The sequence below is a fragment of the Trichocoleus sp. DQ-A2 genome, assembly GCF_039961915.1.
In the GTDB taxonomy this organism is placed as follows: Bacteria; Cyanobacteriota; Cyanobacteriia; order Cyanobacteriales; family FACHB-T130; genus FACHB-T130.
On the sequence record NZ_JAMPKD010000004.1, the window covers coordinates 172831 to 187239 of the forward strand.

Consider the following 14409-nt stretch of genomic DNA (forward strand, 5'->3'; position numbering starts at 1 on the left):
TACTCACCCTCTAAAACGAACAGTCGCCTTGAGGTTCTCTAAAATGTCCGCACCAGCGCCAATTTCGATTTTACTCGTGGATGATGAACCACGCTTTCGAGCAGGGATACGGACTCTACTTGACTTCTTGAGTAATAACGGCTCTTTTCGATTTGAGATTGTCGGAGAGGCGGCTTCTGTAGAGCAAGCGTTAAAATTAACCGCTGAGCAAAAGCCAGCGATGATTTTGCTGGATATGGAATTGCCCCCTGGAGATGGAATTACCGCCTTGATCGGTTTAGGAGAAATGTCCTATAAGGGGAAAGTGTTAGTTCTCTCAGGACACCGGGAAGACGAATGGGTGTTTCGGGCGATGCAGGCGGGTGCTAGCGGGTACGTGTTTAAAGACCGGGTGGCAACTCAACTGTGCGAAGCAATTAACACCGTCATGAAAAATGAAGTGTATTTATCGCCAGAAGTTGCAGCTTGCTTCTTTCGATTGTTTCAATTTTATGCAGGGCGATCGCATCTTTCCGGTCGGAGCATTCACTTAACCGAACGAGAGCGAGAAGTCTTACACTGGCTCGTTGAAGGATCTTCTAATGAAGAAATTGCCCGCCGCCTTTACATCACAGTCGCTACAGTTAAAGCTCACTTAACAGCAATTTTTGAAAAACTCAGTGTCACCAGCCGCACGCAAGCAATTGTAAAAGCCTTAAAACTGGGATTAGTTAGTGCTTAATGGTCAGAATCTGGTCATTATCAAAAGAAACCTTTGTCAAGCTAAACTGTGAAAACGAATAAATCAGCTTTTTGCGAAGCTGATTGCTGAATTTTTTTTATGAGCAATTATTTAGCGATCGCTACTGTCACTGCTGCTTTGCAAAGAACTTTGCAAGCTGTTGTACAAATAGACCTGGATGGCGCAAGAGTGACAACGGTGCGACCCAGTAACTTAGGGAGTGGCACCCCAGAGACGGGAGTGAACATCTACCTGTATCAAGTGAGTCTCAATCCCGTGTGGCGCAGCAGTGCAGATGTGCGGAATCGGAATCGCAAGGGCGAAATGGCAAAGCGATCGCACAATGCTCTCGATCTGCATTACATGATCAGTCTCTATGGCAATGAGGTTGAGTTAGAACCGCAACGACTTTTAGGCAGCGTCGTCCGTACCCTTAAAGATCGCTCAACTCTAACCCAGGAAATGATTTGGGACACGATCGCTGATTCTAACTTTACCTACTTAGCGGACTCTAACCTCTCCGAACAGCTCGAAGAAATTAGCTTCGTGCCAATGGATTTATCTTTAGAAGATTTATCTAAAGTTTGGTCGGTATTCTTCCAAACCCCATACACCCTATCAGTGGCTTACCGAGCGACCGTAGTCATGATAGAAGGGGAAGAAGCAGCCCAGAAAGCTTTACCCGTACGCGAGTATAGGTTCAGCGGTGTGGTACCGTTTTCCAATCAGCCGGTGATTCAGGAGGTAGTGTCTCAAGCGGGCAGGTTTCAGGCAATCTTGGCAGACAGCACGTTGCTGATTCGGGGTAAAAATTTGAATAGCAACATCACGCGGGTGCGTCTTGGTGAGGTGGAAGCGACGCCTTCAGAAGTTCACGAAACCCAGGTCACATTGCCCCTAAGTGCCTTCTCTGCCGAGTCGCTCCGCGCAGGCGTACAAAGTCTACAGGTGATTCATCACCTCTCAAGTCCCAGCGCGCCTGTAGCAAACGGTGGAGTTGAATCTAACGGCGCATCCAGAGGCAACTCGACCCCCGCGTTAAGCCTCCAGCCTGCTCTCCAACGCAGTGTGGAGTCGAATGTGGCACCGTTTGTATTGCGTCCAACGATTACAGAAGTAAGTATTACCGACATTCAGGGAAGTGGAGATGAACTGCGCTCGGCGAACCTGACGCTGCAAGTAAATCTTACTATCGGCAACAAGCAGCGAGTTGTGGTGGCGCTGAACGAACGGTCAATCGATAACCCAGGCGCTTATCTGTTTGATGCTTTACCGCGTCGAGCCGATACAACCTCGGTAATCATTCCGGTTCGAGATGTGAAGCCAGGAGAGTATTTGGTGCGGGTACACGTAGATGGAGCGGAAAGTATGTTGAGCGTAGATACGGACAAAGACAGCCCGACCTTCCAGCAGTATATTGACCCAAAGGTAGCGATTGTATGATGACCACGACTAGCGATCGCTGGCAAGCAGCGAATCAGCGCTACTTCATGGGAGAAGTTGCTCGCGTGCGTCAGGCGTTAGAACGCCAAGCGGCAAAGATGCAAGGAGAGGAAAAAGTCCAGGAAGAAGATTTTCTACCTCTGACCTCGAACCTTTCGCCTCCAGCAACACTAGAACAACTGTGCAAAACCTTCGGTTTGTCAGATTTTGAGCGGGATATCCTGCTGTTGTGCGTGGGGATGGAACTTGACCCCAGTTTTCCTTCTTTATGCGCGATCGCTCAAGGCAACGAGCGGCAGGCGTATCCGACAATGAGCTTAGCGCTGGCGATTCTATCTGACTCCCACTGGGATGCACTCACCCCCACTGCCTCATTGCGTCGCTGGCAACTGATTGAAGTTGGGACAGGCAATACACTCACCTCCAGTCCCCTGCGAATTGACGAGCGAATATTGCACTACATCGCTGGCGTGCAACATCTAGATGAACGGCTCATAGGCATTATCGAGCCATTGCACCGATCGGTTCAAAGTTTGGTGCCATCGCACCGACAAGTTGCAGAACAACTGGCAGGGACGTGGTTGCAGGCATCGCAACAAGGTTCGGCGTTACCTGTCGTGCAGCTATGTGGAGATGAGACTGCCAGCAAACGAGCGATCGCATCTGCAACTTGCGCTCTTTTGCAGCTCAACTTAAATGCGATGTCCGCCCAAGTCATTCCCACCAGTCCTAGCGACTTTAATAGCATTCTGCGGCTATGGAATCGGGAAGCGATTCTCAGTGAGAGTGTCCTGTTACTCGACTGCGACGATGTAGACACAAGCGATCCAGCACGAGAAAATATCATTGCCACGTTGATTGAAGGAATTACCAGTCCGGTAATCGTCATCAGTCCTGAAAGACGGCGATCGCGACAGCGTCCCTCAATTACGATTGATGTTAGCAAGCCAACCGCCCCCGAACAACGAGCTATCTGGCAAGATGCCTTGGGTGAAGCAGCAGAAAGCTTGAACGGACATCTAGATACGCTGGTATCCCATTTCAGCCTTAGCGCCCCTTCTATTTACGCTGTTTGTACTGAGGCAAAAGGTAGAGGAGAGAATAAAGAATCTCTCTGTTCACTCAGCCCTCAGTCCTCAGTCCTCAGTCCTCAGTCCTCAGCTCTCAGCCCTCAAGAAACGCTCAGCAACCTCTTGTGGGATACCTGCCGTTCACAAGCTCGCCAGAGACTCAACGACCTGGCTCAACCCATTATCCCAGGAGCCAGTTGGAATGAGCTGGTATTGCCAGAGGCACAGCGACAGGTGTTGCGCGACATTGCCGCTCACGTTCGGCAACGTGCCAAAGTATACGAAAACTGGGGATTTGGCGGCAGCGGACGCGGCTTGGGCATCAGCGCCTTATTTGCCGGAGGCAGCGGTACTGGCAAAACAATGGCAGCAGATGTACTGGCTGGCGAATTGCAGCTAGACCTTTATCGCATCGACCTGAGTTCTGTCATCAGTAAGTATATCGGGGAGACAGAAAAGAACCTGCGGCGCGTATTTGATGCCGCAGAAGCTGGGGGAGCAATTCTGCTGTTTGACGAAGCTGACGCCCTGTTTGGCAAGCGTTCTGAAGTGAAAGACAGCCACGACCGTCATGCCAATATTGAAGTTGCCTACCTGCTACAACGCATGGAAGCTTACCGAGGCTTAGCGATTTTGACGACTAATTTAAAAGGTTCTCTCGATCAGGCATTTCTGCGCCGGATTCGTTTTATCGTTCAGTTTCCCTTCCCCGATGCCACCCAAAGAGCCGAGATTTGGCAGCGCATCTTCCCCAGAAAAACACCGACTGAAGGGCTAGATCCTGTGAAGCTGGCACGGCTAAACGTCGCCGGGGGAAACATTCGCAATATTGCCTTAAATGCAGCCTTTATCGCCGCAGACGCCAATGAGCCGGTCGGGATGCAACACATTTTGCAAGCAGCAAAAAGCGAATATGTCAAACTGGAAAGACCTCTCACCGATGCTGAAGTGAAAGGCTGGGTGTGAAATGAGAAGGCGAACCGACAGGTCGGCGCTAGGCTAACGCCTCGCTTCGCTAACGCTATCGCGCTAATTATTCTTTACAGCTGATTAAACTTATAAACCAGGGATTTCTGACAATTCCCCTTCCAACTCTTCTACCTTAAATCCGGTTGTATCTTTCCATTCTTCAACTGTAAAGTGATAACCACATTCTTCAGCCATTTTGACTAAGGTTTCCAAGTCGGGTGCAGAGTTGAGCTTTTCCCGTAAGGCGGAGTCAGTTTGAACAGCTCTAAAAAGTTTTATTACTTCCTCTTTTGCCATCAGTTTATATTCCCAGTACGTTAAATCAATGTTAACTTACCATCCACCTATCGCTTATCCGGAGAATTTTCGGTGGCACTGACAAACATTCCCAAAATTGTTCTAAGGGAGTATCTAAGGCGGAACCCCCCCCATTTCAGACTCCACCAATACGGTTGGTTGAGTCAATACCAATGGATTGCGCCTGTCGTTGATGAAATCAAAACCGAACTCGATCCGCTAACGCTAGAAGAACCAACGACTCCATCAGACCTAACAGAAGTACCGCCGCCTCAATTTACCCCGCAGGTCCAGGGAGTTGACCACCTCTACAGACAGTACCGTTGCAAGTATAGTGAAGCCTTAAGCTGTACCTTACCGTTACAAACGGTTCAGCAAGATCCAACCGCCAAATATTGCTCAGAATGTAGTTTCCCTGCCACCTTAGCTGAGAAAAGTGAGATCCGGGGACGTCGGGGAAGATATCGAATCGAAGGCTTATTGGGACGCCGGGGAATGGGACGGCTGTACAAGGGAATTCAGGTTGCCGATCAGCAGCCAGTTGTGATTAAAGAGTACCTGCTTCCCGACCGTTGTTTCAACGAGGAAGAAATCCGCCTGCGTCAGCAAACCTTCGAGTTAGCAGCCGGTTTGACTCTAGCAGATGGAAGAGTCCAAGATGTTCGCTTGCGTCACCCTTGGGACGCCATTTCTGACCCGATTGCGGAACGCTGCTATCTTGTTACCACGAGCAATTTAGATACGCATCCAACTCTAAACGCCTGCCTTGCCGCCAATGGTGCGATGACCAGTCGGCAAGTGCGCCAAGTTCTCAACCAAGTCCTGCAAACCCTGGAGTTTCTCCACGGTCAAAAGTTTAGTCTGCCCTCCGGTCAGGTGCAGCAGGGAATCGCTCACGGCAATATTAGTTTGGATAGTCTGCTGATGGTGACAGACGACCAGAAATTTTTTATCCATGTGTGCGATTTGGCGCTTTGGGAGCGTCTGTTCGATCTGCCAACTGCCCAAACCGTTATCCCTACAGTTACCCAAGACTTAATCGCTTTGGGATACGTGGCTTTTTACCTGTTAGTAGGACGCTCTACTGACCCTGTTTCCGGTCAGCTGCTTGACCCCAAGGATGAACAGCAATGGCCTGTGGTGGAACCTCACCTCAAAATGTTCATTTTTCGCCTTTTAGGGCTAGATGTCAGTTTTGAGAGTGCTGAGGAAGCACGACAAGCACTGTTGAAGTTGCCGCCGGAAAAACCAGTCGATCTGGTAGTTGTAGACACAGTGCCGCCGGAAGAGCAAAAAACCAAGCTGCGCCGTCCTCCCTGGCTGCTGCTGGGTGCTTTGGGAGTGACTTTGTTGGGAATACTCATCTGGTTTTTGATTCCGAAGTCCCAAGCGGGTAATCGTGCCGCCGATGATGATTTTCTGGTTTGTTGCATCAAGGAAATCCCTGGTATTCCTGCGGGTAAGTTTACTTACACAGCAGAAAAAGACGGAACATGGAGCTATATCCTGCGCCACGCTAATCTCATCTCAAAGAACAAAACTTTAGAAGACAAGCTCCGAGAACGTCAGCCGAAATTAGAGTTGAATTATCAAGCTGAGCCTTCCGGAGAGGACGCGATCGCGAAAGTCAGTTCGCAGCAAGTAGACTTTGCGATTTCTAGCTTGGTGAGTGATTTGACCAGCGAATTGAAGTATAAACAAGTTGCCTACGATGGGCTGGTCGTGTTTGTTGCCTTCAGCTACGCCAAACGAGATAAAAGCCTTCCTCAGTCTCTCAGGGGTCAAATTACTTTTGAGCAATTGCGTCAGCTTTACACTGGCGAAATTACTAATTGGCAAGTTTTAGGAGGGCCTGATTTACCTGTAAAACTCTATATTCCGAAAGAAACTGAGGCGGTACGAATATTTGAGCAACGAGTTCTTAAAGATGAGCAAAAAATTGCTCTATTTAGAAAATTAATTCAAAAGAGCGAGCAACCACCTCCTTTGTTTAAAAACTCTTTCGAGCCAGAAATTAAGCCTTTGTCAACTTTCGAGACTCTACGACAGGTGATTCGGGATTTTGAGGATGATGAGGTTGGGGGAATTGCCTTTGGCACAATCAGCAAAGTTTTCGGTCAATGTTCGGCTTATCCCTTAGCTTTAAAAGACGGAAATAAACCAGCAATCCAGGCGTTAATTCAAGATAATGGGAAGCCTGTAGAGCCAACAACAGACCTCTGTGATGATAAAGGAAGTTATCATCCTAATATAGAATTTTTCAAAAATAGCACCTACCCCTTGGCATATCCGATAACGGTTATTTATTCTGGAGATAACCGTCGTATCCCGGCTGGTCAAAAGTTCGCCGATTTGCTGAGAACTCTTGAGGCACAGCGATTGCTGAGCAAAGCAGGACTGGTGCCGTTACAACCGCTAGAATAGTTTTTAGATAATTACCTGCTGGATTAGAGTGGGTTAGATTCCTAGAGGTTAATGGTGAATAGCTATTAGCTGAATTTAGACCTTTGTCTAGCAATCAGCCAAAAACGGATGCCCTAAAATAACAGGAAGTTTTGGTTTTTTTATGAACAGGTATTCTTCCCAACAAGCGGTTTCCGGCGCGATCGCTAATCTGGGGACACAATCTTATCTACAACCCATTGGGAGTAGCACTCGTCCGGCTGGGTACGCAGCACCGGGTTTAGTTCCCAGTAACGATAAAGATAACCAAACTGCGGTATCAAAGACAGCCGCTAAAGTTCTGCGCGATCCTTTATTGCTGAGGCAATTGAGCGATCGCGTTTATGAATTGATGCTTGAAGATTTACGTCGTCAAAGGGAACGCAGTAGAAACTACGGAGGATACTTCTGATGCCCGCCCCACTGCCACCAGCACAGTCGTCTGCGTCAAGTCGCAATAATGGACAGAACAAAAATGGCACTAGCGTCCGCGAACTAAACTACGTTACTGCCAATCGTTTTTATGTAGAAATTCAAAGTAATATTACTGCCTGTTTCACCGAGTGCCAAGGCTTGGGCGTGACGATCAAGGCTCAAAAACACTATGAAGGCGGTGTCAACGATCAACAGAGAATTTTTCTAGGTCAGGCAGAATTTTCAGATGTGACCCTCAAGCGGGGTATCACTAATGATTTAGTTTTTTGGGATTGGATTAGTAAAATATTAAGCGATGTTGGGCGTAATCAAGGCAATAATCTACCGAAAAAAGAACGTCGTAACATTAATATTTTGGTATTCAACCCAGCAGGAGAAACAATGCAGTGTTGGACACTAATTGGTGCCGTTCCTGTTGCCTGGAAGTCAGCCTCATTAAGCGCGGATTCCAATGCAGTGGCAATTGAAGAGTTAACACTTTCATACGAGAGTTTACAGGTTGATAAGTCACGCAATGGCGGCTCTTCAATTTCCGGTGGACGCGATAGTTTGGGATACTTTGCCTAGAAATTAACACAACAAAAATATGGCGGAACATGAGGGCACAGAACCAAGGAACAATTTTCCCGATGGAGAAACGATACCCCAGGAACCCCTTGGTATCAAAAACCCCTTGCTTCCACCTAATCCGTTAGGGCAGAACTTACTAAATCCTAAATTTTTGCACCCGCTGGGAGCAAGATCGATTACCGTTTTCAATCCTTCCGGTTTTTTCTCTGAGGAAGTGGCGGATGAATTTCCGCCAGATAATCCTTTCAAGAATTCACCCTTTTTTGCAGAATCCCAAGGCTCACAATTAAGTGAATCGGTCGATGTTGACACGGCACCGATCTCGGCAGAGGCTGCTTTGCCAGTTATGCGGGCAACCGATCCAACATTAGTGCAACCCGTTTTAGCTACCGAACTACCAGCTAAAGCAGTAGGGATTGGTCCTGTCAGGACACCCATTGCAGCACCAGCAACTGAAATAAGCAATGCGATCGCTAGTTCGCCCTCACCCAGCACAATTGAGCCACCAATAGCTGCTCTCACGGCACCTCTTGAAGCAGCAGGAATTGAAATAAGCAATGCGATTGCTAGTTCGCCGTCACCCAGCACAATTCAAAGGGCAGCAGCGATTGAAGCTTCCACACCGGGTGTAACACCAGCAACTGAAATAAGTAATGAGAGCGCTAGTTCGCCCTCACTCAGCACAATTGAGCCATCAATAGATGCTCTCACGGCACCCGTTGAAGCAGCAGGCACTGAAATAAGCAATGCGATCGCTAGTTCGCCCTTTTCCAGCACAATTCAAAAGGCACCAGCAATTGACGAACAAACGACACCTATTGAATCACTAGGCACTGAAATAAGCATTGCGATCGCTAGTTCGCCCTCACCCAGCACAATTCAAAGGGCAGTAACGATTGAGGCTTCCACGGCACCAGATTCAACACCAGCAACCATTGCAGCACCAAGAACTGAAATAAGCAATGAGAGCGCTAGTTCGCCCTCACCCAACACAATTCAGCCACCAATAGATGCTCTCACGGCACCCCTTGAAGCAGCAGGCACTGAAATAAGCAATGAAATTGCTAATTCGCCCTCAGCTAGCCCAATTCAAAGGGCAGCAGCAATTGAGGCTTCCACACCGGGTGTAACACCAACAACTGAGAGAAGCAATGAAATTGCTAATTCGCCCTCAGCTAGCACAATTCAAAGGGCAGCAACAATTGACGAACAGACGGCACCCCTTGAAGCAGCAGGCACTGAAATAAGCAATGAAATTGCTAATTCGCCCTCAGCTAGCACAATTCAAAGGGCAGCAGCAATTGAGGCTTCCACACCGGGTGTAACACCAACAACTGAAATAAGCAATCAGAGCGCTAATTCGCCCTCAGCTAGCACAATTCAACGGACAGCAGAAATTGAGGCTTCCACACCGGATGTAACACCAACAACTGAGAGAAGCAATCAGAGCGCTAATTCACCCTCAGCCAGCACAATACCCCTTGAAGCAACAGGTACTGAAATAAGCAACGAGATCGCTAGTTCGCCCTCAGCCAGAACAATTCAACGGACAGCAGCGCTTGAGGCTTCCACGGCATCAGATTCAACACCAGCAACTGAAATAAGTAATGAGAGCGCTAATTCGCCCTCAGCCAGCACAATTCAAAGGGCACCAGCAATTGAGGCTTCCACACCGGGTGTAACACCAACAACTGAAATAAGCAATGAGATCGCTAATTCGCCCTCTTCCAGCACAATTCAACGGACAGAAGCGATTGAGACTATCACGGCACCCCTTGAAGCAGCCGGAACTGCAATAAGCAATGAAATTGCTAGTTCGCCCTCACCCAGCTCAATTCAACGGACAGCAGAAATTAACGAACCAACAACACTTATCGCAGCACAAACTTCTGAGATAAGCAATGAAATTGCTAGTTCAGCCTCACCCAGGACAATTCAAAGGGCACCAACAATTGACGCTATCACGGCACCCATTGAAGCACCAGCAACTGAGATAAGCAATGCGATCGCTAGTTCACCCTCAGCCAGCATAATTCAAAGGACAGTGGCGATTGAGGTTGCCACGGAACCAGATGCAGCACTAGGAACTGAAAGAAGCAACGAGATCAGTTTACCCTCTTCAACCACACCTTCATCGGTGCCAACTAAGACAGCCGCAACCGAAGCAAGGTTAGGACAAGCCTTTTTGGATACAGAACCACAAGTTCAAAAAGCACCAGCAATTAACGAACAAATAGCACCAAATGTAGCATCAGCACCACGAGACACCATTGCTAGCCAGCGAGATCCCATTGATAGCCAACCAACTTTGGGACAAACCCTTTCGCATACAGAACCACAAGTTCAAAGGGCACCAGCGGTTGAGGAATTCACGTCATCTATTACAGCACCAGCGCCAGAACAGATGACTCAGGTGAAAAACCCTCTGGCTGATTCGTCCTCACCCACTATGCCTTCATCTGTGCAGCCAGATACAGCCGCCATCGCACCAACCGTAGAACAACAGCTGTTACAAGCTGAACTGCAAGTTCAAAAGGTACAAATGCCTCCGTTAACTGCACCGCAAGCGGCATCGGTGCCACCAGAGACAGAGTTAGAACTTACTTCAGCAGTAAACGAAAACTTAGCCGCAGTCTCTAATTTGACTACTTCCAAGGCTGTGCCAGAAGTCACTACAGATCGAGTTGTTGTACAACCTCTGTTGGAAACAAAAGCAGCAAACCACACAGAAACTACGTTATCGAAGGTTACGGAATCAATTGAGTCACCAATATCATTTTCTGCGGTGACAGAGGCGGAATCAGTTGAAATACCAGCGATCGCTTCTGAGAATATAACAGTTGACCGCTCGGACAGCATAGCGCCTGTAACAAAGGTAGAATCCCTAGTTCAAAAGGCACCAGCGCTTTCAACAGCAACAGAACCAGGTGAACCCCCACTGCTACAAAGGATGGAGGAAAATTTCTCTTCAGAAGTGACTGACAACTTCGCCCCCACACCCTCGATTTCCACACCAGCTACTGCACTACCTGAAACTACACCTGACATATCCACCCTTGTACAAGCCAGCTTAAATTCACAGCCCTCTGACTCAACAACACCAGTGCCAGAAGTCCTGGAACCATTTGAGCCTGCGGTACAGTTAAGGGCTGAATTTCCATCACAGGTAAGCTCATCTCCCCCGATTTCCACCTCTGCGATCGCTCCAAAATCTGTACGTGAAGAAACGACGCCTACAGAATCCACGCTAATACAACCGATTGGGGAGTTATCTATACAAACAAAGGGAGAAGTGTTGCCAGAATTCTTGGCACCCATCGCTGAATTACCACTCCCAATAGAATCATCGGTAAAAGAGCCTGAAGCGTTCAACTTGGCGCTTTCACCTACTGAATCAACCGACTCTCCTCTACAGATGCCCGAAAGTACGCCGATTATAGGCGCTACAGTCATTCAACCGAAACTAGAAACCGCATCGATAAGTGAAGATGTGACTAGGTTGGCATCAGAAGCGATCGCTTCCACTAGCTCCATAGAAGTACCTGAAAGTACAACAACGCAACAAACTACAGTCATTCAACCGAAATTCGCAACCGCACCAGTAAGTGAAAATTTGACTGAGTTGGAACCAGACGCGATCGCTTCCACCGACTCCATACAAATCCCTGGCAGTACAACAACGCCAGACACTACAGTTATTCAACCGAAATTAGCAACCGCACCGACAAGTGAAGAGGCGACTTGGTTAGCACCAGATGCTACAGCCATTCAACCAAAACTAGAAACCGCACCGACAAGTGAAGAGGTGACTCGGTTAGCACCGGAAGCGATCACTTCCACAGATTCCATACAAGTACCTGGAAGTACAACAACGCCAGACGCTATAGTCATTCAACCTAAATTAGAACCCGAACCAGTCAGTGAAAATTTGGTTGGATTGGCACCAGACGCGATCGCTTCCACCGACTCCATACAAGTACCTGAAAGTACAACAACGCAACAAACTACAGTCATTCAACCAAAATTAGCAACCGCACCGACAAGTGAAGAGGTGACTTGGTTAGCACCGGAAGCGATCGCATCAACCAATTCCATACAGATACCTGAAAGTACAACAACGCCAGACGCTACACTCATTCAACCGAAATTAGAACCTGAATCGGCGAGTGAAAATTTGGCTGGATTGGCACCAGGCGCGATCGCTTCTACTGATGCCATACAGATACCTGAAAGTACAACAACGCAACAAACTACAGTCATTCAACCGAAATTAGAACCCGAATCAGTAAGTGAAAATTTGGTTGGATTGGCACCAGACGCGATCGCTTCCACTGATTCGATACAAGTACCTGAAAGTACAACAACGCCCGAACCGGCAAGTAAAGATTTGACTGGGTTAGCACCGGAAGCGATCGCTTCCACCGATTCGATACAAGTCCCTGAAAGTACAACAACGCAACAAACTACAGTCATTCAACCAAAATTAGAAACCGCATCGGGAAGTGAAGATTTTCCGGTTGAGACAAAACCAGCGATCGCTTCTACTGATGCCATACAGATACCTGAAAGTACAACAACGCAACAAACTACAGTCATTCAACCAAAATTAGCAACCGCACCGACAAGTGAAGAGGTAACTTGGTTAGCACCGGAAGCGATCGCTTCCACCGACTCCATACAAGTCCCTGGAAGTACAACCACGCCAGACGCTACAGTCATTCAACCGAAATTAGAACCCGAACCAGTCAGTGAAAATTTGGCTCGATTGGCACCAGACGCGATCGCTTCCACATCCTTTGCCAATCCCCCTGTAGAGGTGCCCCAAAGCACACAAATTACAGAACCCACCGTTATACAACCTCTGGTGGAAACAGAGTCGATTGAGAAGAGCGAACAACTGCCTCAATTGCCTCAAGTGTTGACAAATCTATCCATTCTCAGCCCTCTAGCTCAACAATCTAATCTTCTTACTTCCCCTTTTCTAGACATAGGAAGCAATAAGGTTGAAGAATCCTTTCTTGCGCCGAGTACCTCAAATTTCTCTGGTGCTTCGGAGCAGTCTATTCCTATCCAGAGAATGCCAGAAGAGTCATGGAAGGAAAATCAAGATGCCACAACATTTTCAAGCAGCGTAGAACAAGTGCAAATGGCACCTTCTTCCCTTTCCTCTTCTCATGATTTACCTTCCGCAAATAATTCTACGAACACCAGAGACATACCAACATCTTGGTCAAGTATTTCTGAATTACTAGGGGAGAATACACCTAAAGAAAGCGAATCAATCGTTGTACAACCTCTCTCAGAACAGAGGACGTGGGAGACACCGCAAAAGCCGATAATTTCCAAAGCATCCGACTTTAACAGCTCCCAATCAAATATTTCCCAGTCCCTGATGAATTCCCCGCAAAACAATAGTTTGGGCAATGTCATTCAAACATATTCCATGCCCTCGCGTCGCACATCAGCTTCTGGAATGGAAGCGCTTATACAGTTAATGGGGGACGCTGATAGCCAAGTAGGAGCAATCGATCAAAGCGTATCTACCGTTGATGACTCCTCTAGTGAAGAAGCCACCGACAACTTAGAGCTTCTAGCTCGTGAAGTCTATAGTTTTATCCGGCAACGGTTGGAAATAGAGCGAGAACGTCGAGGAAATAACTATTCAGGACGTCTGCCCTGGTAAAGTTACTGCCATTATTAAGGAGAATAATATGTCAACTACTCGTCTGGTCAAAGCAAAACTTATTCCAAAGGTTCCAGCGCAGGGTGTGGACACCATTGAGTTCATGTTCAACCCCACCAAGCTTTCCTTCAGCCGGAGTGTTCAAATCAATTCTCCTCAAGGCGCACGTACTGCTAAAGGACTGCCGAAAGTCAGCTTCCAAAGTATAGATCCTTACAAACTCACTATCTCAGAGATTTTGTTTGATACCTATGAAGAAGGCACAAGTGTGCTTTGGTACATCAACAAATTGAAAAAAGCTGTTGAGTTTCCCGATGGTCAAGATGTCCCACCCGTCTATGTATTTACCTGGGGTGCCCAAGAATACCTCCGTTGCTTTGTGCAATCACTCAGCTACGAACTCACTATGTTTCTACCTGATGGCACTCCAGTGCGTGCTTCAGCTAGCCTGACCCTCCACGAAGTCGATATACTCATCCCCCCAGGCTCTCCAGAAGCTCCTTCTAGTGTGAATCGTACTGGAGAAAGCCGAAACAGCAGGACTCGAAGAGCTACATAAAGTAATCATTTGTTGGGTGGCGCGGAAGCAGAACGGTTAGAAAAAGAATTGTAGTTCGACCTTTGGAGAATGGTCGAGAGCGTAGAGTTTCTTCTAAACTAGCTGAAACTTGCGTTCTGAATTTTAAATTTGAATTACAAAATGTCTCAAGAGTTTAAATACCAAATTCTAAAAAAGTTGCCAGCCAGCCTTTAATTCTAAATCTAAAATTTAGAATCTA

The 14409-nt window shown here is 47.6% G+C and carries 9 protein-coding genes; 8 read left to right on the forward strand and 1 reads right to left on the reverse strand.

Annotated features, from left to right (window positions below; genetic code table 11):
* Positions 1–43 precede the first annotated feature (43 nt).
* The 3 genes from NC997_RS05245 to NC997_RS05255 all read left to right on the forward strand — a co-directional run bounded on the left by NC997_RS05245 (position 44) and on the right by NC997_RS05255 (position 4200).
* Entirely contained in the window at positions 44–721 is a 678-nt protein-coding gene (locus NC997_RS05245) for a response regulator transcription factor (RefSeq protein WP_190412614.1), read from the forward strand.
* 99 nt (positions 722–820) lie between these two features.
* Positions 821–2164, forward strand: coding sequence for a DUF4255 domain-containing protein (locus NC997_RS05250; protein WP_190528430.1), 1344 nt, complete (start codon positions 821–823; stop codon positions 2162–2164).
* A complete protein-coding gene (locus NC997_RS05255) occupies positions 2161–4200 on the forward strand; it encodes an ATP-binding protein (RefSeq protein WP_190528432.1) in 2040 nt (679 codons plus the stop codon). The genes NC997_RS05250 and NC997_RS05255 overlap by 4 nt, the downstream gene beginning before the upstream one ends.
* Positions 4201–4290: 90 nt before the next feature.
* On the opposite strand, the gene NC997_RS05260 is transcribed toward NC997_RS05255, so the two are convergent.
* On the reverse strand, positions 4291–4500 hold the full coding sequence (locus NC997_RS05260; protein WP_190528434.1) for a Nif11-like leader peptide family natural product precursor: 210 nt from the start codon (positions 4498–4500) through the stop codon (positions 4291–4293).
* A gap of 72 nt (positions 4501–4572) precedes the next feature.
* Here NC997_RS05260 and NC997_RS05265 point away from each other — a divergent pair, with 72 nt between their 5' ends.
* From NC997_RS05265 to NC997_RS05285, 5 genes are all read left to right on the forward strand, one after another.
* Positions 4573–6924, forward strand: coding sequence for a substrate-binding domain-containing protein (locus tag NC997_RS05265; protein ID WP_190528436.1), 2352 nt, complete (start codon positions 4573–4575; stop codon positions 6922–6924).
* Positions 6925–7066: 142 nt separating this feature from the next.
* A complete protein-coding gene (locus NC997_RS05270) occupies positions 7067–7354 on the forward strand; it encodes a hypothetical protein (protein ID WP_199299674.1) in 288 nt (95 codons plus the stop codon).
* Positions 7354–7944: a phage tail protein gene (locus NC997_RS05275; protein WP_190412619.1), complete on the forward strand. Its 591-nt coding sequence runs from the start codon at positions 7354–7356 to the stop codon at positions 7942–7944. Before NC997_RS05270 ends, NC997_RS05275 begins: the two co-directional genes overlap by 1 nt.
* Positions 7945–7963: 19 nt before the next feature.
* Positions 7964–13630, forward strand: a complete 5667-nt coding sequence (locus NC997_RS05280; protein ID WP_190528438.1) for a hypothetical protein — start codon at positions 7964–7966, stop codon at positions 13628–13630.
* Between the two features lie 28 nt (positions 13631–13658).
* Positions 13659–14189 carry a hypothetical protein gene (locus NC997_RS05285; protein WP_190528440.1) on the forward strand — a complete coding sequence of 177 codons (531 nt, stop codon included), beginning with the start codon at positions 13659–13661 and terminating at the stop codon, positions 14187–14189.
* Positions 14190–14409: the final 220 nt, after the last annotated feature.